Annotated in this window: 21 protein-coding genes and 1 riboswitch; of the genes, 7 read left to right on the top strand and 14 right to left on the bottom strand. The window is 68.6% G+C overall.

What is annotated here, in order from left to right; translation table 11 throughout:
• Nucleotides 1–140: 140 nt before the first annotated feature.
• On the bottom strand, nt 141–2,054 hold the full coding sequence (typA, locus tag ACFY9N_RS05465; RefSeq protein WP_391477303.1) for a translational GTPase TypA: 1,914 nt from the start codon (nt 2,052–2,054) through the stop codon (nt 141–143).
• Nucleotides 2,055–2,196: 142 nt separating this feature from the next.
• On the opposite strand from typA, the gene ACFY9N_RS05460 reads away from it, so the two are divergent.
• Entirely contained in the window at nt 2,197–2,928 is a 732-nt protein-coding gene (locus tag ACFY9N_RS05460) for a CPBP family intramembrane glutamic endopeptidase (RefSeq protein ID WP_391478457.1), read from the top strand.
• A 16-nt stretch (nt 2,929–2,944) separates the two neighbouring features.
• Here the strand turns inward: ACFY9N_RS05460 and ACFY9N_RS05455 are convergent, their stop codons facing one another.
• The 13 genes from ACFY9N_RS05455 to ACFY9N_RS05395 all read right to left on the bottom strand — a co-directional run bounded on the left by ACFY9N_RS05455 (nt 2,945) and on the right by ACFY9N_RS05395 (nt 19,095).
• Nucleotides 2,945–3,508 (bottom strand): PH domain-containing protein, encoded by a 564-nt coding sequence (locus ACFY9N_RS05455; RefSeq protein WP_391477302.1) that lies wholly within the window; start codon nt 3,506–3,508, stop codon nt 2,945–2,947.
• Nucleotides 3,505–5,184: a dipeptide ABC transporter ATP-binding protein gene (locus ACFY9N_RS05450; RefSeq protein ID WP_391477301.1), complete on the bottom strand. Its 1,680-nt coding sequence runs from the start codon at nt 5,182–5,184 to the stop codon at nt 3,505–3,507. The genes ACFY9N_RS05455 and ACFY9N_RS05450 overlap by 4 nt, the downstream gene beginning before the upstream one ends.
• Nucleotides 5,181–6,122, bottom strand: coding sequence for an ABC transporter permease (locus ACFY9N_RS05445; RefSeq protein WP_391477300.1), 942 nt, complete (start codon nt 6,120–6,122; stop codon nt 5,181–5,183). The genes ACFY9N_RS05450 and ACFY9N_RS05445 overlap by 4 nt, the downstream gene beginning before the upstream one ends.
• Nucleotides 6,115–7,041, bottom strand: a complete 927-nt coding sequence (locus ACFY9N_RS05440; RefSeq protein WP_391477299.1) for an ABC transporter permease — start codon at nt 7,039–7,041, stop codon at nt 6,115–6,117. The genes ACFY9N_RS05445 and ACFY9N_RS05440 overlap by 8 nt, the downstream gene beginning before the upstream one ends.
• Nucleotides 7,042–7,144: 103 nt before the next feature.
• Complete coding sequence (locus ACFY9N_RS05435) at nt 7,145–8,782, bottom strand: ABC transporter substrate-binding protein (protein ID WP_391477298.1); 1,638 nt, start codon at nt 8,780–8,782, stop codon at nt 7,145–7,147.
• Nucleotides 8,783–9,004: 222 nt separating this feature from the next.
• Nucleotides 9,005–11,935, bottom strand: a complete 2,931-nt coding sequence (gene gcvP, locus ACFY9N_RS05430; protein ID WP_391477297.1) for an aminomethyl-transferring glycine dehydrogenase — start codon at nt 11,933–11,935, stop codon at nt 9,005–9,007.
• Nucleotides 11,907–12,284, bottom strand: coding sequence for a glycine cleavage system protein GcvH (gcvH, locus tag ACFY9N_RS05425; RefSeq protein WP_391477296.1), 378 nt, complete (start codon nt 12,282–12,284; stop codon nt 11,907–11,909). The genes gcvP and gcvH overlap by 29 nt, the downstream gene beginning before the upstream one ends.
• Complete coding sequence (gene gcvT / locus ACFY9N_RS05420) at nt 12,281–13,387, bottom strand: glycine cleavage system aminomethyltransferase GcvT (RefSeq protein WP_391477295.1); 1,107 nt, start codon at nt 13,385–13,387, stop codon at nt 12,281–12,283. The genes gcvH and gcvT overlap by 4 nt, the downstream gene beginning before the upstream one ends.
• A gap of 152 nt (nt 13,388–13,539) precedes the next feature.
• A riboswitch (glycine riboswitch) is annotated at nt 13,540–13,634 on the bottom strand.
• 28 nt (nt 13,635–13,662) lie between these two features.
• The gene (locus ACFY9N_RS05415; RefSeq protein WP_391477294.1) at nt 13,663–14,532 is read right to left on the bottom strand and encodes an ABC transporter ATP-binding protein; all 870 of its coding nucleotides are present in this window, start codon (nt 14,530–14,532) and stop codon (nt 13,663–13,665) included.
• The gene (locus ACFY9N_RS05410) at nt 14,529–15,386 is read right to left on the bottom strand and encodes an ABC transporter ATP-binding protein (protein ID WP_391477293.1); all 858 of its coding nucleotides are present in this window, start codon (nt 15,384–15,386) and stop codon (nt 14,529–14,531) included. The genes ACFY9N_RS05415 and ACFY9N_RS05410 overlap by 4 nt, the downstream gene beginning before the upstream one ends.
• Nucleotides 15,383–16,372: an ABC transporter permease gene (locus ACFY9N_RS05405; RefSeq protein WP_391477292.1), complete on the bottom strand. Its 990-nt coding sequence runs from the start codon at nt 16,370–16,372 to the stop codon at nt 15,383–15,385. Before ACFY9N_RS05405 ends, ACFY9N_RS05410 begins: the two co-directional genes overlap by 4 nt.
• A complete protein-coding gene (locus ACFY9N_RS05400; RefSeq protein ID WP_247622971.1) occupies nt 16,365–17,360 on the bottom strand; it encodes an ABC transporter permease in 996 nt (331 codons plus the stop codon). Before ACFY9N_RS05400 ends, ACFY9N_RS05405 begins: the two co-directional genes overlap by 8 nt.
• A gap of 43 nt (nt 17,361–17,403) precedes the next feature.
• Nucleotides 17,404–19,095 (bottom strand): ABC transporter substrate-binding protein, encoded by a 1,692-nt coding sequence (locus tag ACFY9N_RS05395; RefSeq protein ID WP_391477291.1) that lies wholly within the window; start codon nt 19,093–19,095, stop codon nt 17,404–17,406.
• Nucleotides 19,096–19,355: 260 nt separating this feature from the next.
• Here ACFY9N_RS05395 and ACFY9N_RS05390 point away from each other — a divergent pair, with 260 nt between their 5' ends.
• From ACFY9N_RS05390 to ACFY9N_RS05365, 6 genes are read left to right on the top strand one after another with little or no spacing between them, the layout of a single operon-like run.
• A complete protein-coding gene (locus ACFY9N_RS05390; protein WP_391477290.1) occupies nt 19,356–20,072 on the top strand; it encodes an NUDIX domain-containing protein in 717 nt (238 codons plus the stop codon).
• Nucleotides 20,069–21,406, top strand: a complete 1,338-nt coding sequence (gene nadA, locus ACFY9N_RS05385) for a quinolinate synthase NadA (protein WP_391477289.1) — start codon at nt 20,069–20,071, stop codon at nt 21,404–21,406. Before ACFY9N_RS05390 ends, nadA begins: the two co-directional genes overlap by 4 nt.
• Nucleotides 21,403–22,905, top strand: coding sequence for an L-aspartate oxidase (gene nadB, locus ACFY9N_RS05380; RefSeq protein WP_391477288.1), 1,503 nt, complete (start codon nt 21,403–21,405; stop codon nt 22,903–22,905). The genes nadA and nadB overlap by 4 nt, the downstream gene beginning before the upstream one ends.
• A complete protein-coding gene (gene nadC, locus ACFY9N_RS05375; RefSeq protein WP_391477286.1) occupies nt 22,905–23,756 on the top strand; it encodes a carboxylating nicotinate-nucleotide diphosphorylase in 852 nt (283 codons plus the stop codon). The genes nadB and nadC overlap by 1 nt, the downstream gene beginning before the upstream one ends.
• Nucleotides 23,757–23,760: 4 nt before the next feature.
• Nucleotides 23,761–24,897: a cysteine desulfurase family protein gene (locus ACFY9N_RS05370; protein ID WP_391477285.1), complete on the top strand. Its 1,137-nt coding sequence runs from the start codon at nt 23,761–23,763 to the stop codon at nt 24,895–24,897.
• Between the two features lie 23 nt (nt 24,898–24,920).
• The gene (locus tag ACFY9N_RS05365; RefSeq protein ID WP_391477284.1) at nt 24,921–25,868 is read left to right on the top strand and encodes a glycosyltransferase family 2 protein; all 948 of its coding nucleotides are present in this window, start codon (nt 24,921–24,923) and stop codon (nt 25,866–25,868) included.
• The last annotated feature ends 7 nt before the right edge of the window (nt 25,869–25,875 follow it).

Raw genomic sequence — 25,875 nt, 5'->3', positions numbered from 1 at the left:
CGATTCTGCGTCATGTTTCTGGACGAAACCTCCGGGAAGCCTGGGCGGAATATAGGCCTAACCTGGGGTTTTCATGAGAAGAGGGCCCCGCGACCGCATTTCTGCGGTGCGAGGCCCTCTTTCTCGGGTCCGGATCGGACTCAGGCGTTGGCGTCCTGACGCTTCAGGCGGGCGGTCTCGCGCGCACGCGTGTTGGCATCGAGGTTCACCTTGCGGATGCGCACCGACTCGGGCGTGACCTCGACGCATTCGTCGTCACGCGCGAACTCGAGGCTCTCCTCGAGCGTCAGCACGCGCGGGGGCGTCATCGACTCGAACGAGTCGGAGCTCGCCGCACGCATGTTGGTGAGCTTCTTCTCCTTGGTGATGTTCACGTCCATGTCGTCGGCGCGCGAGTTCTCGCCGATGACCATGCCCTCGTAGACCTCGGCGGTCGGCTGCACGAAGAACGACATGCGCTCCTGCAGGGCGATCATCGCGAACGGGGTGACGACACCCTGACGGTCGGCCACGATCGAGCCGTTCTGACGCGTCGTGATGGAACCGGCCCAGGGCTCGTAACCGTGCGAGATCGCGTTCGCGATGCCGGTTCCGCGCGTCGTGGTGAGGAATTCGCTGCGGAATCCGATGAGGCCGCGCGACGGGACGATGAACTCCATGCGCACCCAGCCGGTGCCGTGGTTGGTCATGTTCTCCATGCGACCCTTGCGGTTCGCGAGGAGCTGGGTGATCGCGCCGAGGTGCTCCTCCGGAGTGTCGATCGTGAGGTGCTCGAAGGGCTCGTAGGTCTTGCCGTCGATCTTCTTCGTGACCACCTGCGGCTTGCCGACCGTGAGCTCGAAGCCCTCGCGACGCATGTTCTCGACGAGGATCGCGAGAGCGAGCTCACCGCGGCCCTGGACCTCCCAGGCATCCGGGCGCCCGATGTCGACGACCTTGAGCGAGACGTTACCGATGAGCTCCTTGTCGAGACGGTCCTTGACCATGCGCGCCGTGAGCTTGTGGCCCTTGACCTTGCCCATCAGCGGCGAGGTGTTGGTGCCGATCGTCATCGAGATGGCGGGGTCGTCGACCGTGATCGCCGGAAGCGGGCGCACGTCTTCGGGGTCGGCGATCGTCTCGCCGATCGTGATGTTCTCGAAGCCCGCGATCGCGACGATGTCACCGGGGCCGGCCGACTCGGCCGGGTAGCGCTCGAGCGCACGGGTCATCAGCAGCTCGGTGATGCGGGCGTTGCTGGTGGTGCCGTCGGAGCGCACCCAGGCGACCGTCTGGCCCTTCTTGATCGTGCCGTTGAAGACGCGCAGCAGCGCGAGACGGCCGAGGAAGGGGCTCGAGTCGAGGTTCGTGACCCAGGCCTGCAGCGGAGCCTCGTCGTCGTAGGCCGGGGCCGGGACGTGCTCGAGGATCGCCTCGAAGAGCGGCTCGAGGTCGTCGTTGTCGGGCAGCGAGCCGTCGGCGGGACGGTTCTGCGACGCCGCGCCGGCACGGCCGGACGCGTAGACGACCGGCACGTCGAGCAGCGCGTCGACGTCGAGGTCGGGCACGTCGTCGACGAGGTCGGACGCCAGGCCCAGAAGCAGGTCGTGGGCCTCCTCCTCGACCTCCGCGATGCGGGCGTCGGGGCGGTCGGTCTTGTTGACCAGGAGGATGACGGGCAGCTTCGCCTCGAGCGCCTTGCGCAGCACGAAGCGGGTCTGCGGGAGCGGGCCCTCGCTCGCATCGACGAGCAGCACGACGCCGTCGACCATCGACAGGCCGCGCTCGACCTCGCCGCCGAAGTCGGCGTGGCCGGGGGTGTCGATCACGTTGATCGTGATCTCCTTGCCGTCGGCGTGCTTGCCCTTGTAGGTGATCGCCGTGTTCTTGGCGAGGATCGTGATGCCCTTCTCACGCTCGAGGTCGTTCGAGTCCATCGCGCGCTCTTCGACGTGCGAGTGCTCGCCGAACGAGCCCGTCTGGCGCAGCATCGCATCGACGAGCGTGGTCTTGCCGTGGTCGACGTGAGCGACGATTGCGACGTTGCGGAGGTCAGAGCGGAGGGCATGCGCCATGAAGAAGTCCTAAGAAGGGATTGGGGTGGTGCCGGGAAGCCGACGTTCCAGGATAACGCACACACACGGCTCGTTCCTGATCAGAAGCAATACCATCGGAAAAGTGACCCCGACACCGTCCCGCACCCGCCTCTGGTGGGAGATGGCGATCGTGCTCGCCCTCGGCCTCGGCCAGTCCGCGATCTACGCGATCGTGCAGCTCGCGTACCGACTCACCGACGACACGCCCCTCGCCGACCAGACCGCGACGCTGAACCCCTCGCGCAGCGACCGGGAGATCTTCGACCTCATCTATCAGGTGCTCTCGATCGGCTTCTCGCTCGTTCCGGTGCTCCTGGTCTGCTTCCTGCTCTGGCAGCGGCGCCGACCCCACCTCGCGCGTCTGGGTCTCGACGGCACGCGCGTCGGGGGCGACATCGGCCGCGGCACACTGCTCGTGCTGGCGATCGGCGTGCCCGGCCTCGGGCTGTATCTCGTCGGCCGGGCGCTCGGCCTGTTCGTCGCCGTGAACCCGGGCGGCCTCGACACGCACTGGTGGACGATCCCGGTGCTGCTGCTGGCCGCCGCGCGCGCGTCGCTGCAGGAGGAGTTCGTCGTGCTCGGCTACCTGTTCGCCCGGCTCAAGCAGCTGGGCTGGTCACCGTGGACGATCATCATCGCCACTTCGGTGCTGCGGGCGACCTATCACCTGTACCAGGGACCGGGAGCGTTCATCGGCAATCTGGCGATGGGGCTGCTGTTCGGCTGGCTGTTCCTGCGGACGGGACGCCTGCTGCCGTTCCTCGTCGCGCATTTCCTGATCGATGCGACGGTGTTCGTCGGCTACCCGTGGGCGGCGGCGACATGGCCGACGCTCTTCGGTCTCCCGGGCTGAGCGAAGCGATCCCGCCTCAGCCGGCGTTCGCGATCAGAATCGCACCGACCGCCCACAGCGCGATGGCGCCCAGGGCGAGGAGCGCATAGACGTCCCACTCCCGGCGGATGGGAGCATCCGCGCCGCTCGCCGCCGCCCAGCGGTCACGGATCTCGGTGAGATCGCGGATGCCGGCCGGGGCCTTGGATGCTTCGCCCTCGGCGGCCTCACGACGTGACGGACGGGCGCGGGCGGGCCCGCCGTATGCGCTGACGCGCGAGCCGTCGTCGAGGGAGAACTCGAGCTGCCAGCGGAAGTCAACATCGCGGACCCGGGCCCAGCCGAAAGAGGTGCGTCGGAGCATGTTCTGCACGACCGCGCCGCGGTCGTCGATGCGCACCATCGACACGAAGCTCAGCTCGTAGACGACCCACATCCCGAGCAGCACCCAGGGCGCCACCAGAAGCATCTGCGTCCAGCTCCCACGCACGACCGTGTCGCCGAGCAGGAAGAGCGCGAGCGCTCCCGAGATAACGAGCACGGCGGTGCCCGAGGACGCGCGGAAGGTCCGCGCGTCCTCGGGCTTGTCGGCAGCGGTCACGCGCCGCTTCCGCCGAGCGGGATGGAGGCACCCGGGATGGCCTGGAGCAGACGATCCGTGTACTCCTGCTGCGGGTTGGCGAAGATCTCGTCGACAGTCCCCTGCTCGACGATCCGGCCCTTCTCCATGACGCAGACCAGGTCGCTCGACACGCGCACGACCGCGAGGTCGTGGGTGATGAACAGGTAGGTCAGGCCGAGCTCCGACTGCAGCTCGGCCAGGAGCTGGAGCACCTGGTCCTGCACGAGCACGTCGAGGGCCGAGACGGCCTCGTCGAGCACGATGATGTCGGGCTTGAGCGCCAGAGCACGGGCGATCGCGACGCGCTGCCGCTGACCGCCGGAGAGCTCGTTCGGGTAGCGCGTCGCCAGGGCCCGCGGAAGCGCGACCTGGTCGAGCAGCTCCTCCACGCGAGCTCGGTGCGATGCGCGATCGCCGACGCCGTGGATCTGCAGCGGCTCGGCGATGGTGTTGCCGATGTTGCGCAGCGGGTCGAGCGAGCCGTACGGGTCCTGGAACACCGGCTGCATGCGCCGACGCAGACCGAACGCCTGGGCGTTCGACAGCCGCGACACGTCCTCGCCATCGATCTCGATCGTGCCCGCGGTGGGCTCCTCGAGCTTGAGCACCATCTTCGCGACGGTGGACTTGCCCGAGCCGGACTCGCCGACGAGGGCGAGCGTCTTGCCCTTGGGGATCTCGAACGACACATCGTCGACCGCACGGAAGGCTTCGCTGCGGAAGCCACCCTGGCGGATCTTGTAGTCCTTCGTGAGACCCGCCACTCGCACCGTCGGAGGCAGGGCAGAGAGGTCGTCGAGCGTCTCGATGCCCCGGTCCTCCACGACGGCCTGGATACGCTGCGACGCCACGCTGGGAGCCGCGGCGACGAGCCGCTTGGTGTACGGGTGCTGCGGATCCTCGAGGATCTGCCGGCTGGGCCCGGCCTCGACGATGTTGCCGCCGTTCATCACGATGATCTTGTCGGCGCGCTCGGCGGCCAGACCCAGGTCGTGCGTGATGAGCAGCACCGAGGTGCCCTTGTCGCGGGTGAGCGAGGCCATGTGATCGAGGATCACACGCTGCACCGTGACGTCGAGGGCCGAGGTCGGCTCATCGGCGATCAGGAGCTTCGGGTCGGCTGCGAGGCCGATGCCGATCAGTGCACGCTGGCGCATACCGCCCGAGAACTGGTGCGGGAACTGGTGCAGACGCCGCTCGGCGTCGGCGAGACCCGCCTGCTGCAGCACCTCGACCGCACGGGCCTTGACGGCCTGGCGCCCCTGGGCGATGCCGTTGGCGCGGATGGCCTCCTTCACCTGGAATCCGATGCTCCACACCGGGTTCAGGTTCGACATCGGGTCCTGGGGCACGAAGCCGATGTCGCGGCCGCGCACCTTCTCGATCGCGGTGCGGCTCAGCGTGGTGAGCTCGCGCCCCTCGAGGGTGATCGATCCGCCCGTGACCGTGCCGGTGCCGGGCAGGAGGTTGACGATCGCGGTGGCGGTCGTGGACTTGCCGGAACCCGACTCCCCCACGATCGCGACGGTCTCGCCCGGGAAGACGTCGAAGCTGACGCCGTGGAGCACTTCGCGCAGACCCTCCTGGGTGCGGAAGGCGACCTTGAGGTCGCGGATGCTCAGCAGGGGCGCCTGATCGGTGATGCGCTCGCTCATCGGCGTGCCCTCGCCTTCGGGTCGAGGGCGTCTCGGATGAGCTCACCCAGGGTCACGAACGCGAGCACCGCGAGGGTCAGCGCGATCGACGGATAGATGAGCGCCATCGGGGCGACGCGCAGTGACGCCTGGGCGTCACTGATGTCGTTGCCCCACGACATCACGTCACTGCCCAAGCCGACGCCGAGGAACGACAGCGTGGCTTCCGCCACGATCGCCGCGGCGAGGCCGAGCGTCGAGACGACGAGCAGCGGCGCGATCGCGTTCGGGATCACGTGGTTGAGCAGCGTCTTGAACTTCGACTGGCCGAGCGCCTGCGAGGCCATGACGAAGTCCGCCTGCCGCACCCGGAGGATCTCTGCACGCACGACGCGGGCCGTGGAGGCCCAGGCGAAGCCACCGATCGCGAGCGCCAGCGTCCAGACCGAGCGCGCGTCACGGAAGACCGTCATGACGACGACGGCCGCGAGGATGTACGGGATGGCGAAGAAGATGTCGCCGATGCGCGAGAGCACGCCGTCGAGCCATCCGCCGTAGAAGCCGGCGAGGGCTCCCATGATCAGGCCGAGGAACGACGAGATCAGCGTGGCGATCAGGCCGACCGCGAGCGAGGTCTGCGCACCCCAGGCGATGCGGGCGTAGATGTCGCAGCCCTGGAACGTGAAGCCGAGCGGGTGTCCGGCCTCCGGTCCGCCGTTGCTGTTCGCCAGATCGCAGGAATCCGGAGGGGTCGCCGTGAACAGCGTCGGCCACAGCGCCATCACGAGGAAGACGAGCGCGAGGACGACGGAGAACCAGAACAGCGGGCGACGGCGCAGGTCCTGCCACGCGTCACGCCACAGGTTGCTGGGCTTCTCGGAGATGCGGACCGCGTCGACCGCGATCGACTCGGTCTCGACCGGAGCGACGTAGTGCTTCTGGGTCGTGGGGTCAGACATAGCGGATCCTCGGGTCGAGCAGACCGTAGAGCAGGTCGATGAGCAGATTCACCAGGACGTACAGGATGACGAACACGGTGACGAACGAGACCACGGTCGGTCCCTCGCCGCGCTGGATCGCCTGGAACAGGGTGTTGCCGACGCCGGGCACGTTGAAGATGCCCTCGGTGACGGTCGCACCCACGAGCAGCACGCCGAAGTTGGTGGCGGAGTTCGTGATCACGGGGATCAGCGAGTTGCGCAGCACGTGCACGGGGATCACGCGACCGCGCGACAGGCCCTTGCTGTACGCGGTGCGCACCCAATCCTGGTTGAGCGTGTCGATGACGGAGCTGCGCATCAGACGCATACTCACGGCGTAGAGGCTGAAGCCGAGCACGATGGCGGGGAGCCAGAGGCCACCCCAGTCGTTATCGGCACCGACCGTCGGCTTGAACCAGCCCAGCTTGATCGCGAGGAAGTACTGCGCGAGGAAGGCGACGACGAAGATCGGGATCGCGATCGCGACGAGCGCGACCATCAACGACACGTTGTCGAAGATCTTGCCCTTGCGGAGCGCCGAGATCGTTCCGATGATGATCGCGAGCGTGAACTCGATGCCGATCGCCATGACCGCGAGGCGGCCGGTGACCGGGAGCGTCGCGGCGAGCACGTCGGAGACGGGGCGACCCGAGAACGTGTTGCCGAGGTCTCCCTGGAACACACCGGTGATGTAGTACCAGTACTGCACGATGAACGGGTCGTTCAGGTGGTACTGCTCGCGCAGCTGCTCGACGACCGCCGGGTTGGGGGTCTTGTCGCCGAACAGGGCGAGGATCGGGTCGCCGGGCATGGCGAACACGAGGAAGTAGATGAGCAGGGTGGCGCCGAAGAAGACGGGGATCACCTGCAGGAGACGTCTCAGGATGTAACCGAGCATCCGCTGTCCCTTCTGAAGGGGGAGTAAGAAAACCGTGCGAACACAAGCCTGTGAGGCGGTGACGAAAATCGTCACCGCCTCACAGGTGAAGTGCCGTTAGATCTTACTCGCCGGCCTTCGTGATCTCGTAGTACAGCGGCACGGAGTTCCAGCCGAACGTCACGTTCTCGACGTTCTCACTGAATCCACCGGTGACGTTGGAGTACCACAGCGGGATGGCGGGCAGGTCCTGGAAGAGAACCTCCTGGGCCTTGGTGAAGTCCTCGATCTGCGCGTCGGCGTCGGGGTTGCTGATACCGGCCGAGATGAGCTCGTCGAACTCGGGGTTCGAGTAGTCACCGTCGTTGGAACCTGCGCCCGTGGCGTAGAGCGGTCCGAGGAAGTTGTACAGACCCGGGTAGTCCGCCTGCCATCCCGAACGCGCAGCCGTGGTGATGGTGCGGTCGTTGATCTTCGTGCGAAGGTCCTGGAAGGTGGGGTACGGGTCGCCCGAAGCCGAGATTCCGAGGTTGTTCTTGATCTGGTTGCTCACCGCGTCGACCCAGGCGTCGTGCCCGCCGTCGGCGTTGTAGGCGATCTTGAAGTCACCCTCCCACGGCGAGATGGCGTCGGCCTCGGCCCACAGCTCCTTCGCCTTCTCGGGGTCGAAGTCGAGGACCTCGGAACCGGGGACCGAGTCCGACCAGCCGGCGATGACCGGCGAGGTGAAGTCGGAGGCCGGGGTGCGCGAACCCGAGAAGATCGTCTCGGTGATCTCTTCGCGGTTGATCGCCATCGAGAGCGCCTGACGACGCAGCTTGCCCTCTTCGCCCGAGAAGTGCGGGAGGAACTGGCCGATGGTGAACGACTGGAACACGGCCGACGGCTGGTTCACGGCGCGGTCGCCGAGCTCGTCGGTGAAAACGGCCAGCGAGTTCGTCGGGATCGCGTCGATGACGTCGACCTCGTTCGAGAGCAGGTCGGCGTACGCCGCTTCCTGCGTCGCGTAGAACTTGATCGTGAGACCGCCGTTCTTCGCCTGACGGCCGCCCTCGTAGTCGTCGTTGCGGACGAGGTCGATCTGCACGTCGTGCTGCCACGCGTCGTCGCCGTCGATCTTGTACGGGCCGTTGCCGATCGGGTTCTGGCCGAAGGCGTCCATGTCCTCGAACGCGACGTCCGGGAGCGGGTAGAACGCCGAGTAGCCGAGACGCAGGGCGAAGTCGGATGCCGGCTTGTTCAGCGCGATCGTGAAGGTGTAGTCGTCGACCTGCTGCAGACCCGTGAGCTCGGAGTCCTCGTCGTAGCTGAAACCCTCGATGTCCTCGAAGAAGTAGCTGGACAGGTGGCCGTTGGAGAGCTTGGCGCCCTCGTTCCACGCCTTGATGAAGTTGTCGGCCGTGACCTCTTCACCATCGGTGAAGGTGAGGCCTTCCTTGATCTTGACCGTGAGGTGCTGCGGGTCCTCGGTCGTGATCTCCTCGGCGACGTCGTTGACGGGCTCGCCGTCGGCGTCGTAGTAGATGAGTCCCGCGAAGATCTCGTCGAGGATCTTTCCGCCGCCGACCTCGTTGGTGTTGGTCGGGATCAGCGGGTTCTCCGGCTCCGAGCCGTTCGTGGTGATGATGGCGTCAGGGTTCGCCTCGCCCGAGGCGCTGCCGCCGTCGGAGTCGCTTCCACCACCGCTCGCGCAGCCCGCGAGCGCCAGGGCGCCGATCGCGAACAGCGCGGTGCCCGCAAGGGCGATCTTGTTGCGCTTCACTATGTGTCCTCCTAGGACGTGTCCTTCTGACTGCGCGCTCATCGTCGAGCACGTAGGGATATTTCAGAGTATCCCGGCATCTGACGCCCGACGCGCCCGGCTAATCAACCGTTACTGAGTGGTGACCATCTGAAACATCGCCGAAACACACGGCAACACGCCGTAAAACTTCCGACGGCACCGCCTTTCGGAGAAGAACGGTGCCGTCGGCGTGTTAACGGTTCAGGCGAACGCCTCGATCGGCGGACAGGCGCAGACGAGGTTGCGATCGCCGTAGGCCTGATCGATGCGCCGCACCGGCGGCCAGTACTTTCCGGCGATCAGCGCGTGCACCGGATACGCGGCCTCTTCGCGGGTGTAGGCGTGCGTCCACTCCTCCGCGATCAGCGACACGGCCGTGTGCGGGGCGCGCACGAGCGGGTTGTCATCGGCGGGCCAGCGACCCGCGGCGACGGCATCCGCCTCGGCCTTGATCTGGATCATCGCCTCGATGAATCGCTCGATCTCGCCCAGGTCCTCCGACTCGGTCGGCTCGACCATCAGCGTCCCCGCGACCGGGAACGACATGGTCGGCGCGTGGAAACCGTAGTCGATCAGACGCTTCGCAACGTCGTCGACGGTGATACCCGTCGCCTCCTTCAGCGGGCGCAGGTCGAGGATGCACTCGTGCGCGACGCGTCCGTTCTCGCCGGTGTAGAGCACCGGGTAGTGCTCGCCCAGGCGCGCGGCGATGTAGTTCGCCGACAGCACGGCCGCGGCGGTCGCGCGGCGCAGACCCTCGCCGCCCATCATCCGCACGTACGCCCACGAGATCGGGAGCACACCGGCCGAGCCGTACGGGGCGCCCGAGACCACGCCGCCCGCGAAGACGTGGCCGCCCGCGTGCTCCGCGCGCTGCGCGAGGGGGTGCGAGGGCAGGAAGGGTGCGAGATGCGCCTTGGCCGCGACCGGGCCGACGCCCGGTCCGCCGCCGCCGTGCGGGATCGCGAACGTCTTGTGCAGGTTGAGGTGCGAGACGTCGCCGCCGAGGTCGCCGAAGCGGGCGTAGCCGAGCAGCGCGTTGAGGTTCGCGCCGTCGACGTACACCTGACCGCCCGCGTCGTGCACGGCCGAGGTGATCTCGACCACGTCGTGCTCGTACACGCCGTGCGTCGACGGGTAGGTGATCATCAGCGCCGAGAGCTCCTCGGCGTGCGTCTGGATCTTCGCCCGAAGGTCGTCGAGATCGACGTTGCCGAGCTCGTCGCACGCGACGACGACGACCTTCATCCCGGCGAGCACGGCGGACGCGGCGTTCGTACCGTGCGCCGACGACGGGATGAGGCACACCGTGCGCTGCTCGTCTCCGTTCGCGAGGTGGTAACCGCGGATCGCCAGGAGCCCCGCGAGCTCGCCCTGCGAACCCGCGTTCGGCTGCAGCGACACCGCGTCGTACCCGGTGACCTCGGCCAGCCACGCCTCGAGCTGATCGATGAGGTCGAGGTAGCCCGCGACATCGGATGCCGGTGCGAACGGGTGGATGCCCGCGAACTCCGGCCACGTGATCGCCGCCATCTCGGTCGCCGCGTTGAGCTTCATCGTGCATGACCCGAGCGGGATCATGCCGCGGTCGAGCGCGTAGTCGCGGTCGGCGAGGCTCTTGAGATACCGCATCATGGCCGTCTCGCTGCGGTGCGCGTGGAAGACGGGGTGCGTGAGGAACTCGTCCTGACGCCGCAGACTCTCGGGCAGTGCGTTCGCGCCGGCGGCGAAGGCGAAGGCGCGCTCGTCGCGACCGCCGAAGACGCGGGCGACCTGCAGCAGTTCGTCGACGGTCGTGGTCTCATCGACCGAGATGCCCACGGTGTCGGCATCCGCCGCGTGCAACAGGATGCCGTAGCCGTGATGCGCCTGCTCGACGTACTCGGCCGCGCGCCCGGGGACGCGCACCTGCAGGGTGTCGAAGAACGCGTCGTGCACGACGTGGGCGCCGTCCTCGACGAGCCAGGAGCGCAGCAGACCGGCCTTGCCCGCGACACTCTGCGCGATCGCCGTCAGTCCGTCCGGCCCGTGGTACACCGCGTACATGGAGGCCATGACCGCGAGCAGCACCTGGGCGGTGCAGATGTTCGAGGTCGCCTTCTCGCGGCGGATGTGCTGCTCGCGGGTCTGCAGCGACAGACGGTAGGCGGGCTTGCCGTCGGCATCGACCGAGACGCCGACGAGGCGACCGGGCAGCTGACGCTCGAGTCCGGCGCGCACCGCCATGTAGCCGGCGTGCGGACCGCCGAAGCCCATCGGCACCCCGAAGCGCTGGGTCGTGCCCACCGCGACATCGGCGCCGAGCGCGCCCGGCGACGTGAGGAGTGTCAGCGCGAGCAGATCGGCCGCGACGACCGCCAGGCCGCCCTCGACGTGCGCCGCGTCGATGACCGCCGACGGATCCCACACGCGACCGGAGGCGCCGGGGTACTGCACGAACACGCCGAACAGTTCGGCGGGGAGTTCTTCCCCCGCGGCGAAGTCCACCGTGACGAGACGGACGCCCACGGCATCCGCCCGGTTCTCGAGGAGCGCACGCGTCTGCGGAAGGGCATCGGCGTCGACCGCGAACACGTCGGTCTTCGCCTTGGACGCGCGTCGGGCGAGGAGCATGCCCTCGGCGACGGCGGTGGACTCGTCGAGCATCGACGCGTTGGCAGTCGAGAGCCCTGTGAGGTCGGCGACCATCGTCTGGAAGTTGATGAGCGCCTCGAGGCGGCCCTGTGAGATCTCCGGTTGGTACGGCGTGTACGCCGTGTACCACGACGGGTTCTCGAGCACGTTCCGCTGGATCACCTGCGGGGTGATCGTGCCGTAGTACCCGAGCCCGATCATCGGTCGATTGACGGTGTTGCGCGCGGCGAGGGAGCGCAGCTCCGCGAGCGCCTCGGTCTCGCTGGCTGCGGCGGGGATGCTGCTGCCCGCGAGCGCGGACGCCGAGGGCGCCGCCGTGAAGATCGACGAGGGCACCGCCTCGGTCATCAGCGCCTCGAGCGGACCCTCGGGGTCGGCGTCCGGCCCGATACCGAGAGCATCGAGCATCCGACGCTGCGCGTCGGCCGTGGGTCCGATATGACGATCGGCGAAAGAGACCACGTGCGGATCAGCCCTCCGTGAGTGCGACGTAGGCATCGCGGTCGAGCAGTCCGTCGGCGGTGAAGCCCTCGACGGAGACCTTGATCAGCCAGCCTCCCGCGAAGGGCTCGGCGTTGACGAGCGACGGGTCGTCGACCGCGGCGTCGTTGACCTCGACGACCGTGCCGGTGACGGGCGCGTAGAGCTCGCCCACCGACTTCGTCGACTCGATCTCGCCGACGACGGTGCCCGCGGCGACCTCGGCGCCCACGGCGGGCAGCTCGACGAAGACCACGTCACCGAGCTTCTCGGCGGCGTAGTCGGTGATGCCGACGGTGAGGGTGTCGCCGTCCGCGGCGATCCACTCGTGCTCCTCGGTGTAGTGCAGGGTGCTGAGATCGGTCATTTCGTCCTCCGGTAGAAAGGCAGAGCGGTCACGGTCGCGGGGATCCTCGTTCCCCGCACATCCAGGAATACTGCGGTTCCCTCTTCCGCGGAAGAAGGGGTCACGTAGGCCATCGCGATCGGATGGCCGAGAGTGGGGCTGAGAGCACCGCTGGTGATCTCGCCGAGCGGCACGCCGTCGGCGTCGACCACGGCGTAGCCGGCGCGACCGGCCCGCTTCCCCTCGGCGATGAGCCCCACGAGCACGGGGGCGTCGGCGGCGGCATCCACTCCGTCCTTGCCGACGAAGCTCTCCTTCGCCGTCACGACCACACGGCCGAGTCCGGCCTGCGCGGGTCGGGTCTCGAGACTCAGCTCATGACCGTAGAGCGGCATGCCCGCCTCGAGCCGCAGCGTGTCGCGCGCGGCGAGCCCGGCGGGCACGAGTGCGAACGCCTCGCCGGCGGCGAGGACCGCGTCCCAGAGGCTCACGGCCAGGGCGGCGGGGACGAGCAGCTCGAAGCCGTCCTCGCCCGTGTAGCCGGTGCGGGCGAGCAGCAGCGGCTCACCGCCGAACGTCGCCGACGCCCAGGCGTAATACCGCTGCTCGGCCCAGGGGATGCCGACCTCGTCGATCCCGGCGGTGGCCGCGAGGATCGTCTCGGCAGCGGGACCCTGCACGGCGATGAGTGCGTAGTCGTCGGAGACGTCCCGCACCTCGACGTCGAAGCCGCCGGCCCGGAACGCGAGCGCCTCGCGCACCGCGTCGCGGTTGCCCGCGTTCGAGATGATCAGGAAATCGTCGTCACCGAGTCGGTAGACGATCACGTCGTCGATGATGCCGCCCGTCTCGGCGAGCAGCAGCGAGTACTTCGCCTTGCCGATCGCGAGCGCGGAGAGCCGTCCGGCGAGTGCGTGATCGAGGAACGCATCGGCGGCTGCACCCTGCACCGTGAACTCGGCCATGTGCGAGATGTCGAAGAGACCGGCCGCCTGCCGCACCGCGTGATGCTCGGCGAGATCGGAGGTGTAGCGCACCGGCATCTGCCAGCCGCCGAAGTCGGTGAACGAAGCACCGAGCGCCTCGTGGCGCTCGCGGAGCGGGGTGTAACGGGGATCGGACATGGAGTTCTCCCGGTTGCAGACGGGCGGAACGACGGCGTCGCCGTTCCTCGGAACTCCCCCTCTGTCATGGGCCTGAGAGTTTCGCCCGCGCGGACGCAGGGCTTTCACCGTCGGCGGATCCCCCGACGGGCGGGATCGCTTTTCAGAGTGGCCGGAACCGCGCGGTACGCGTACCTGAGAGATTGGCGGGGAGGCTTGCTCCTTCGGTGCCCGGCTGCATTCGCCGGGGCTCTCCCGCGGGGGTCATTCGGCCCGTGTTCGATTGTCCGCTCAGTCTAGCGGGTCTCCGTCGCGAGCTCCTGCCTGACCTCGTCGCGCAGACGGCCGAGATTCTCGGGCTCCGGGGCGGCTCCCAACAGCGTCTTGGTGTACTCGTGCTGCGGGTTGAGGATCACCTCGTCCGCCGGCCCGCGCTCGACCACATCGCCCTTGTAGAGCACCATGATCTCGTCGGAGAAGTGCCGGGCCGTGGCGAGATCGTGCGTGATGTAGAGCACGCCCAGGTCGTCCTCGCGCTGGAGGTCCGCGAGCAGATTGAGCACCCCGAGACGGATCGACACGTCGAGCATCGACACCGGCTCGTCGGCGACGATGAAACGCGCCCCCGGAGCGAGAGCACGGGCGATCGCGACACGCTGGCGCTGCCCACCCGACAGTTCGTGCGGCTTGCGCTCGGCGAACCCCGTCGCGGGCGACAGCCGCACGCGCTCGAGCAGTTCCAGAGCCCGCTCGTGCACCTGCGCTCCGTTCAGCTCCGGGTGGTGGATGCGCAGGGGGCGCTCGAGGTGGTGGACGATCGAGTGGAAGGGGTTCAACGAGGCGAACGGGTCCTGGAACACCATCTGCACGTCGGAGCGGTAGCGGGCGAGCGCCTGACCCCGTGTGCCGGTCTCTGATCCGTCGAGAAGGATCTGTCCGCTCGTCGGCGTCTCGAGCTTCATGAGCATGCGCGCGATGGACGACTTGCCCGACCCCGACTCCCCCACCAGCGCGATCGTCTTCCCCGCCTCGAGCGTGAAGGAGACGTCCTTCACCGCGTGCAGGATGCTGGTCTGGAAGCCCGACCGCAGGTGGAAGTCCTTCGTGAGGTGGCGCGCCTCCAGCGTGCGCGTCGTGCCACCGGCATCCGTGTGGATAGCGCTCATCGCACCTGCTCCTGACTCTCGTGCATCCCGGTGCGGACGAAGTCCCCGCGCTCGCCGCGCAGACTGGGGAAGCTCGACAGCAGCCGCTTCGTGTACTCGTGCTGCGGCGACCGGTAGATCTCCTCGGCGGTGCCCTGTTCGACGATCTCGCCCTGCAGCATCACGGCGATGCGGTCGGAGATCTCGATGAGCATCGGCAGGTCGTGGGTGATGAAGATCACCGCGAAGCCGAGCTTCTCGCGCAATCGCATGATCTCGCGGATGATGCCGCGCTGCACCACCACGTCGAGCGCCGTGGTGGGCTCATCCATGATCATGACCTGCGGGTCGAGCGCCAGAGCCATCGCGATCATCATGCGCTGGCGCATGCCGCCGGAGAGCTCGTGCGGGAAGCTCGTGAGCCGCGCGGGGTCGACCCCCACGAGCGTCAACAGCTCCTCCGCGCGCTTCTTCTTCGCGGCGCGCGTCATGCCGGGGCGGTGCGTGTCGAAGATGTCGTAGATCTGGGCCCGGACATCGATCACGGGATTGAGCGAATTCATCGCCCCCTGGAACACCATCGAGATCTTGTCCCAGCGGAAGGCGCGCAGCCCGTCGTCGCGCAGACCGACGATGTCGATGTCGTCGCCGTCACGGTCGTGGAAGACGATCTCGCCGCTCGTCATGAGCGCGGGCGCTTTGAGCAACCGGTTCATGCCGTAGGCGAGCGTGGTCTTGCCGCACCCGGATTCGCCGGCGAGACCGAGGATCTCGCCACGGTGGAGGGTCAGCGAGACGTTGCGCACGGCCTTGACCGGAGGGTCGACCTCGTACTCGATCGAGACGTCGCGGGCGGTGAGGACGGCGTCGCTCATGCCACGACCCCCTTCTTCTTGGCGGCCTTGCGCACACGACGAGCCGCATCCGGCGCGTTGCGCAGCTTCGGGTTGATGATCTCGTCGATGGCGAAGTTGATCAGCGCGAGTCCCGCGCCGAGCAGCGCGATCATCACACCCGGCGGGACGAACCACCACCAGGCTCCGCGGCCCAGCGCCTGCCCGGACTGCGCGTCGTTGAGGATCGTGCCCCAGGTGATCGAGGAGTTCGGGCCGAGTCCGAGGTACGACAGGCCCGCTTCGCCGAGGATCGCGAAGATGATCGCGAAGAGGAACTGGGCGGTGAGCAGCGGCAGGAGGTTCGGCATGATCTCGACGAGGATGACGCGGAAGGACCGCTCCCCCGCCACCTTCGCGGCCGACACGTAATCGCGGGTGCGGAGCGAGCGCGTCTGCAGACGCAGCACGTACGCCGCCCCCGCCCACGACGTGATGCCGAGCACGAACGCGACGAGCTGCCAGCTGCGCTGCGGCACGAACGACGCGATCACCATCACGAGCGGCAGACCGGGGATGACGATCATGACGTTCGTGATGAGGGCGAGCCCGTCTTCGCGCCACCCGCCGAGGTATCCGGCGAGCACGCCGAAGAGCAGCGACAGCACGATCGCGATGCCGCCGGCGGTGACGCCGACGAGCAACGATCCCTGCGCGCCGATCGCGAGCTGGGCGAGCATGTCGTTGCCGAGCTTCGTCGTACCCAGCCAATGCTCTGCGGAGGGTGGCTGCAGGGCCGCGTTGTCGGTGCTGCGCGGGTTCTGGGTGAAGAGCGGCGCGATGATCGCGAACAGCACGATCGCGAGCACGAGTACGAGACCGGTGATGAACTTCGCCGAGCGTGTGGGCATCAGCCCGCGGCCCCGCTTCGGGCGGCCGGTCGCGGTGGCGAGCGTCATGGTGGTCGCCGGCTCGTCGGTCGGCTGCTCCTTGACGATCTGCATCGGGGTGAGCTTGGTGTCAGACATTCTGGCGAGCCCTCGGGTCGATGAATCCGTAGATGAGATCCATGAAGAAGTTGGCGGCGAGCACGGTGATCGTGATGACGAGGAAGAGCCCCTGCATCAGCGCGTAGTCGTTGTTGGTGACGGCCTGGAACATCAGCTTGCCGATGCCGGGGTATGTGAACACCTGCTCCATCACGATGGAGCCGGCGACGACGAACCCGAGGGTGATCGAGAAGCCCGCGATCGAGGGGATGGCGGCGTTGCGCGCGGCGTAGGTCGTGAGGATGCGGCGCGGGCGGAGGCCCTTGGCCTCGGCGGTGAGCACGTAGTCCTCGGCGAGGGTCGAGACCATCATGTTGCGCATGCCGAAGAGCCATCCACCCACCGAGCTGATCACGATGGTGACTGCCGGGAGGATCGCGTGCGAGACCGCGTTCGTGAAGAACGCCCACGTCGGTTCCGGTCCGTCGGGGAAGTCGAAGACGTCGTAGCCGCCGAAGATCGGGAACCAGCCGAGGCCGACCGCGAACACGGCGACGAGGATGAGCGCCATCCAGAAGTACGGGATCGACTGCAGCACGGTCGTGGCGGGGATCAGGTGGTCGACCCACGTACCGCGCTTCCACCCGGCCCAGGCGCCGAGCACGACGCCGAGGATGAACGAGATGACGGTGGCGGTGCCGACGAGGATCAGCGTCCAGGGCAGTGCCTGCCCGATGAGTTCGGTCACGGGGGTCGGGAACTTCGTCACCGAGACGCCCAGGTCGCCCTGGAACATCCGCCCCCAGTAGGACAGGTACTGCTCCCACAGCGACGAGTCGTCACCGCCGAGGAGGAGCTTGATGTTGCGGATGGTCGTCTCGGAGACGTCGCCGCCCGCGCGTTGCATCTTGGCGATCATGATGTCGGCGGGATTGCCCGGCATCATTCGGGGAAGCAGGAAGTTGATGGAGATCGCGGCCCACAGCGTGAACGCGTAGAACCCGATCCGTCGTGCATAGAACTTCATGTGCGAGTCTTCCTTGACTTCCTGCTTCCCCGATGATCGACGGTTACTTGACCGGCTGCAGATGCGTCAGGACGTAGCCCGCCGCGATCGCACCCCACGACGGCGGGAACGCGTACAGGTCGCTCTCCGTCGGCCAGCCCGTGTAATCCTTCGTGTTGTAGAAGGTCTGGGTGGCGTTGATCACCAGCGGGATGTACGGGAGGTCACGGACGATCTCGGTCTGGATCGTCGCGTAGAGCTCCTTCTTCGTCGCCTCGTCGTTCGTGCTGATCGCGGACTGGATCGCGGCGTCGACGGTCGGGTTGTCGTAGCGGCTGAAGTTCCAGCGGCCGGTGGGGATCTCCTCGCCCACGGGGCCGGTCGATGCCACGGCGGTTCCGCCGAACCAGTCGCGGTAGATCTGGAACGGGTCGGCGACCGAGGTGCCGATCATGCCGCCGACGATGAGCTGGTACTCACCGCTCTGACGGGTGTCGGAGAACTCCTGCCACTGCACCGTCGAGGCGTTGATCTTGATGCCCGCGGCCTCGGCCTGCTCGGCGATGAGCTTCGCGGCGTCGTTGTAGTCGGTCCAGCCGTCGACCGACGTCAGGCTGAGCTCGACGGGCACGCCGCCCTTCTCGTAGATGCCGTCGGAGCCCTTCGTGTAGCCGGCGGCCTCGAGGATCGACCCGGCCTCGGCGGCGTTGGCCTCCTGCGGGCTGAGCTCGTTCGCGGGGTCGGCGACCCACTTCTCGTCGCGCGGCAGCAGGGCGTAGGTGGGCGAGATCTCGGCGGTCAGGTCGACGAACGCCTTCTCCTTGATCGTGCCGCGATCGATCGCCGCGTTGAGGGCCTGGCGCACGGCGACGTCGGTCTGCGGGCCCGTGCAGCCCAGGTCGGCGTTCGAGCAGGTGTAGAGCACCGTCGGGTCCTGCGGCGTGTTGATCCAGTCGATCGCGCCGTTCGCGGTGACGTCGTCGGGGTTCGGGATGAACATGCCCGTCCAGTCGAGCTTGCCGGCGGCGAGCAGGTCCTGAGCGGTCTGGTTGTTGTCGACCGCGATGTACTGCACCTTCTTGACGCCGAGGTCGGCGGCGTCGCGGAAGTTCTCGTTCGCCACCAGGGTGTACGACTCGCTCGTGGTCTTGTCGACGACGTAGGCACCGGATCCGACCGGGTCCTCGTTGGCGAAGTTGGCGTAGTCCTCGATGTCCTTCCAGATGTGCTCGGGGAGGATGTACGTCGAGCCGAGACGCTGGAACTCGGTGGTGTACTGGGCGCTGTCGTAGGTGAGCACGACAGTGGTGTCGTCGGTGGCCTCGGCCGAGACGAGTCCGTTGGTGTCGGGGCTGTTGGCCTCGTACGAGAACGAGAAGGCGACGTCGCCGGCGGTGAGGGGCTCGCCGTCGCTCCACTTGAGGTCGGGCTTGATGGTGACGGTGATCACCGTGCCGTCCTCGTTGTACTCGTAGGTGTCGCCGATGAGGCCGACCGGCTCGGTGTCCGCGGTCTTGTTGAAGAAGAACAGCGGCTCGTAGATCGGGCCGAGCGCACCGTGGAGCACGGTGGGCGCGAAGGGGTTGTAGTTGGCCGTGATCGGGGTCTGGCTGCCCGCCCAGACACGGAGGGCGCGGTCGCCGTTCGCGTCGGAGTCGCCGCTGCCGCCCGAACCGCAGGCGGTCAGGCCCAGAGCGAGGACGGATGCCCCCGCTACCGCGGTGAGCGCGATCTTGCGCTTGCCATTACGGATCATTCTTGTTTCCTCTCGGTGCTGCACTGCAGGAGGGGTGCTCCGGGTGCGGAGCCGATCCTCGGGGGTGGGGATCGTGGCCGTCGTCGGCTGCTCTGCCGAGCGACGGGGTTTGTTAGGACAGTAACCTAACAAACCCCGTCCGGGGGAACAAGAGTTCTCTCCGCGTTCGCATAACGTTTCGGACTCGACGCCATCGCGCGTCATCCGTTCGCACTAAGTGTCTCGATGACACTAAGATCGAGTCGGAGGTTAAGGTAACTATGACTCGAACTGACGACATCCGCGTCGCAGGATCCACCGTGATCCTGACGCTGCGCCCGTCGCCGTCGGGCACGCCCACGCTCGCCCTCCCCCTCGTGCGGCGCACTCGCGAGCCCTACGCCGACCGGTGGGCGCTGCCCGGAGGCTGGATCGCCCCGGACGAGTCCCCGATCGACACCGCGGCGCGCACACTGGCCGAGACCACCGGTCTCACGCCCTCCTACCTCGAGCAGCTGTACGCCTTCGGCGCCGTCGACCGCTCCCCCACCCGCGTGATCTCGATCGTCTACTGGGCGCTCCTGCGTCAGGACGAGGTGCTCGCTCAGAGCGCCGCGCATCGGGCATCCGGGCGCGCCCCCGAGAACGTCGAATGGTTCGACGTCGAGGCACTGCCCGAGCTCGCCTTCGACCACGCCGACATCATCGAGTACGCCCTCTGGCGCCTGCGCAGCAAGGTCGGCTACAGCCGGGTCGCCCACGGCTTCCTCCCCTCCGAGTTCACCCTCGCCGACCTGCGCGAGGCCTACGAGGCGATCCTCGGCCGGCAGCTCGACCCCGCCAACTTCCGGCGCCAGGTCGAAGCGACCGGGAACCTCATCCCCACCGACCGCTTCCGCACCGGCAGCCACCGTCCCGCCCGCCTGTACCGCGACAACACCGACGTCGAACTGGCCGCCCGCGGCCCCCTCGGTCCCGAAGAAACGAGCATCCGATGAGCATCACCTTCGTTCCCGCCCCCGCCGTCCCGCCGCGCGACGGTTCGGTCGACCACGCGATCCAGGCCATCGTCACGGGCGCCTCCGTCGACGAGACCTGCACGACCGACCTCGCCGTCGGCCCCTGGGACTTCGACACGCGCCCCGGCTACGGCCCCGGCTCCTCGATGGGTGACGTGATCCCGACCGGCGCCCCGCGTCAGGGCGAGCTCCCCGTCGAGTACCGCGAAGCGGACGAGGCCGAGCTCGACGAGCGCATCCGGGCCGCCAAGCAGACGCTCGGAGACCGGGTGGTCGTGCTCGGCCACTTCTACCAGCGTGAAGAGGTCGTGCGCCACGCCGACTACGTGGGCGACTCCTTCCAGCTCGCCACCGCGGCCAAGGGACGACCGGATGCCGAGGCGATCGTGTTCTGCGGCGTGCACTTCATGGCCGAGACCGCCGATCTGCTGTCCGGCCCCGATCAGGCCGTGATCCTGCCGAACCTCGCCGCCGGCTGCTCGATGGCCGATATGGCCGACATCGACCAGGTCGAGGAGTGCTGGGAGCAGCTCGAAGACGTGCTCGGCGACCTCGACGCCACCGACGACGACGGGCGCGTGCCCGTGATCCCGGTCACCTACATGAACTCCTCGGCCGCGATCAAGGGGTTCGTCGGTCGGCACGGCGGGATCGTCTGCACGTCGTCGAACGCGCAGACCGTGCTCGAGTGGGCGTTCGAACGCGGACGCCGCGTCCTGTTCTTCCCCGACCAGCACCTCGGCCGCAACACCGCCAAGGCGATGGGGGTCCCGCTCGAGCAGATGCCGATGTGGAACCCCCGTAAGCCCCTCGGCGGATCGAGTGCCGAGATCCTCGAGGGCTCCCGGGTGATCCTGTGGCACGGCTTCTGCTCGGTGCACCGCCGCTTCACGGTCGGACAGATCGAGCAGGCGCGCGCCCAGCACCCCGGCGTCCGGGTGATCGTGCACCCGGAATGCCCGATGGAGGTCGTGGATGCCGCCGACGAGGCCGGATCGACCGACTACATCCGACGTGCGATCGACGCGGCGACCGAACCGACGACGTTCGCGATCGGCACCGAGATCAACCTCGTCAAGCGGCTGGCGGCGCAGCACCCGCAGCACGAGATCTTCTGCCTCGACCCGGTCGTCTGCCCGTGCTCGACGATGTACCGCATCCACCCCGGGTACCTCGCCTGGGTGCTGGAGGAACTGGTCGCCGGCCGCACGCCGAACCGGATCAGCGTCACGTCCGACGTCGCCGATCCCGCGCGCGTCTCCCTGGAACGGATGCTCGCCGCGAAGCCGCCGGTGGTTGCGGGCGCGCGATGAACATCGTCGTGGTGGGGTCGGGGATCGCGGGTCTCACCGCGGCCCTCCACGCGCACGAGGCGGGCCACGCCGTCACGGTGGTGACGAAGGGCGCGCTCGGCGACGGATGCACGGGCTACGCGCAGGGCGGAGTCGCCGGCGTCTACGGCGCGGGCGACTCGGCCGCCCTGCACGCCGCCGACACGCTGACCGCGGGCGCCGGCCTGTCGGACGAGGCGGCGGTCGACGTGCTCGTCGCCGACGGGGCCACGCGGATCGCCGAGCTGATCGCCCGCGGCACGGCCTTCGACCGCGCCCCCGACGGGACGCTCCTGCTCGGACGCGAGGCCGCGCACGGCCACGCGCGCATCGTGCACGCGGGCGGCGACGCGACCGGCGCCGAGATCGCCCGTGCACTGACCGCCGCCGTACGGGGCACGGCGATCACGGTGGTGGAGCACGCCTTCCTCGTCGACCTGATCGTCGACGGAGCGGCCGTCAACGGCATCCGTCTGCTGCACGGCGGCGTGCTGTCCGACCTGACCGCGGATGCCGTCGTGATCGCCACCGGAGGCGCGGGGCACCTCTACGCGCACACCACGAACCCGGACGGCACCACCGGCGACGGGATCGCCGCAGCCCTGCGCGCGGGCGCGGCGGTCGCCGACCTCGAGTTCGTGCAGTTCCACCCGACGATCCTCGACGCGCACCCGGCCTTCCTCATCTCCGAGGCCGTGCGCGGCGAGGGGGCGACACTGATCGACGACGCCGGAAGGCGCTTCACATTCGACAGCCACCCCGACGGTGAGCTCGCGCCGCGCGACGTCGTGTCCCGGGCCATCGCCCGTCAGGCCGCGCAGCAGGGATCGCCGGTCCGCCTCGACGCCACGATGCTCGGAGCCGAGGCCCTCGCCCGGCGCTTCCCGACGATCGATCGCGTCACTCGCGAGCGCGGTTTCGATTGGGCGCGCTCACCGATCCCCGTGACCCCGGCCGCCCACTATCTGATGGGCGGGATCGCGACCGACCTCGACGGCCGCACGACGATGCCCGGTCTCTTCGCCGTCGGCGAGGTCGCCCGCACCGGAGTGCATGGGGCGAACCGTCTCGCCTCGAACTCGTTGCTCGAGGGGGCTGTGTTCGGCGCCCGCGCTGCCGAAGCGATCGGGCTGCCCTGGGCCCCGCTGCAGACACCGTCAGCCGAGCGCGCGGGCGCATACTCACCCGCGCAGACCTCCCCGACGCAGACCTCTCCGACACCGGTCGCTCCGCCGTTCTCCCGCGACGCTCTGCAACGGGTGATGTGGAACGAGGTCGGGCTGCTGCGCACCGACGACGGGCTGCGTCACGCGCTGACGACCATCCGCGCCTGGCGCGGACGACCGTTCGCACTCGCCGACGTGGCCGCGCACGAGGACGCGAATCTGCTCCTGCTCGCCGAGGCGACGGCATCCGCCGCCCTCCACCGCACCGCCTCCGTCGGCGCCCACTTCCGCGAACCCGCCCTGATCGGAGTCTGATGCTGACCGCCGCCACCCTCACCCGTGTCGTCGCCGCCGCCCTCGAGGAGGATGCCCCGTGGGGCGACCTGACGAGCGACGCGCTGATCCCCACCGATGCGACGGCCACCGCCGATCTCGTCGCGCGGGAGAAGGGCGTCTTCAGCGGCGGCGCCGTCTTCACCGCCGCCTTCGCCCTGACCGATCCCGCGGTACGCGTCGACCTGCACGTCGGAGACGGCGATGCGTTCGTCGCCGGCGACGTGCTCGCATCCGTGTCGGGACCGGCGCGGAGCATCCTCACCGCCGAGCGCGTCGCGCTGAACTTCACGCAGCGCATGAGCGGCATCGCGACGATCACCGCCGACTACGTCCGGGCGGTCGCGCAAACCCCCGTCCGCATCGCCGACACCCGCAAGACCACTCCGGGTCTGCGCGCTTTCGAGCGCCATGCCGTCGCCTCGGGCGGAGGCAGCAATCACCGGTACTCACTGTCGGATGCCGTCATGGCGAAGGACAATCATCTCGCCGTCCTCACGCGTGGGGGTCTCGACACCGCCACGGCGCTGCGCGCTGCGATCGCGCGCCTGCCGCACACGGCGCACGTTGTGGTCGAGGTCGATCGTCTCGACCAGATCCCGGCCGTGCTCGCGGGCGGCGCGCACACCGTGCTGCTCGACAACTTCACCCTCGATGACCTCCGTGCGGGCGTCGCGCTGGTCGACGGGCGCGCCACGGTCGAGGCCTCGGGCGGCGTGAACCTCGACACGGTGGCATCGATCGCCGCGACCGGCGTCGATGTGATCTCGGTCGGCGCGCTGACCCACTCCGCGCGGGCGCTCGACCTCGGCCTGGACCTGCGGATCGGCTGACGCGGTGCTCTACCTCGACCATGCCGCGACCTCACCGGTACGCCCGGAGGTTCTCGAAGCGATGCGTCCGTACCTCACGGACGTCTTCGGCAACCCCTCGAGCCACCACACCGTGGGCGAGGCCGCGGCGCGCGCGCTCGGTGACGCGCGTCGCCGTGTCGCCCGAGTGCTCGGCATGCGGGCGGGAGACGTGGTTTTCACGTCCGGCGGCACCGAGGCGAACAACCTGGCGGTCAAGGGCATCGTGCTCGGTGCACTGGAGCGCGGCCGACGCCACCTGATCGTCTCGCCGATCGAGCACGAGTCGATCCTGGAGTCCGCCGACTTCCTGCGTCGTTTCCACGGCGTCGAGGTGTCCCCGCTGGCTGTGGACGGGTTCGGGAGGATCACGCCCTCCGATGTGCAGGCGCTCCTGCGTGACGACACCGCGCTCGTGAGCATCGGCCATGCGAACAACGAGATCGGCACGGTGCAGGATGCCGCGGCTCTCGCCGATGTCGCGCGCGCCACCGGAATTCCACTGCACCTCGACGCCGTGCAGTCCGCCGGGTGGCTTCCCCTCGACGGGCTCGGCGCGGATGCCGTGTCGATCGCCGGGCACAAGCTCGGCGCGCCGAAGGGCACCGGCGCACTCGCCGTCCGCGGCCGCGTGCCGCTCGAACCGTTGCTGCACGGCGGCGGGCAGGAGCGCGGGCGCCGATCGGGCACCGAGAACGTCGCGGGCGCTGTCGCGCTGGCGACGGCTCTCGACCTGGCCGAGGCCGAGCGGATCGATGTCGTCGCGCGGGTCGGGCAGGCATCGGCACGATTCATCGCCGCGATCCTGGCGGAGATCCCGCAAGCCGCGCTCACGGGAGATCCCGTGCGACGGCTCCCGGGAACCGCGAGCTTCACGTTCGCCGGCACGAGCGGGGAGTCCGTCCTCCTCGAGCTCGAGCGCCGAGGAGTCGTCTCGTCGAGCGGATCGGCGTGCGCGGCAGGCAGTGACGAGCCCTCCCCCGTGCTGCTGGCGTGCGGTATCGCACCCGTGACCGCGCGGACGTCGGTTCGTTTCACGTTCGGCCGCGGGACCCTCCCTGACGACGCCCCGGAACATCTCGCCCGGCTCGTCGCGGAGTCGGTGCGCGCCATCCTCGCCTGACCCGGCGGCCATAGAATCGGTGAGTGAGCGCAACCGACCCGATCGTGACGATGATCGTCCCCGGGCGCGACATCGCCGCCTTCGCCCCCGCCGCGATCGACTCACTGCGGGCGCAGACCGAGTTGCGCTGGTGCGCGATCCTCGTCGACGACGGATCGGTCGACGGCACGACCGACGTCTTCCGGGCCGCAGCGGCCGACGACTCGCGATTCCGTCTGCTCCGCCGAGACGAGGCGCACGGTCTCGGAGCCGCGCGGAACGCGGGAGTCGAACTCGTCGACACCCCCCTGCTCGGCTTCCTCGATGCCGACGACGAACTCACCCCGACCGCCCTCGCCCGGCTGACCGGCACTCTCACCGAGAGCGGCAGCGACTTCGTGGCGGGGGCGTACGTGCGCTCCCGTCTGCAGGGCGACTCCTACGTCGCCGGACGGGTTCAGCCCTGGGTCGCGCGGGCGACGGATCCGCAGCGCCTCGGCACGACGATCCTCGCCCACCCCGCCGCATCGGCGAACATCGTGGCCTGGTCGAAGATCAGCCGCACCGATTTCTGGGGCGATCTCCGCTTCCCCGAGGGCGTGGCCTACGAGGATCAGGTGGTCGCGCAGCTCATGTACACCCGCGCGTCCGCCTTCGATGTGATCCCCGACGTCGTCGCGCACTGGCGGGTGCGGGCGGACGGCACCTCGATCACGCAGGGCAAGGCACGACTCCCGGTACTGCTCGACTATCTCGCGGCGCTGCGCGGCGGCATCCGCGTGTTGCAGGATGCCGGGGCGCACGCCGCCGTCGCAGCCCGCCTGTCGCTCATCATCGCGATGGACCTGCCGCCGCTGCACGAGATCGCACGCACGCACCTCGACCCCGCCTATGCCTCAGCGGTCTCGGATTTCGTGTCCGAGATCGAGGCGTTGTCCGAATACGCCGACGCCGCACCCGACCACTCGCTCACGGCCGCCCTCGGCTGGTGACCGACCC

The sequence above is a fragment of the Microbacterium sp. NPDC008134 genome, from assembly GCF_042957055.1.
GTDB lineage: Bacteria > Actinomycetota > Actinomycetes > Actinomycetales > Microbacteriaceae > Microbacterium.
The sequence above is the reverse complement of the archived record's forward strand: the minus strand, read 5'-3'. Positions and strand labels throughout refer to the sequence as shown.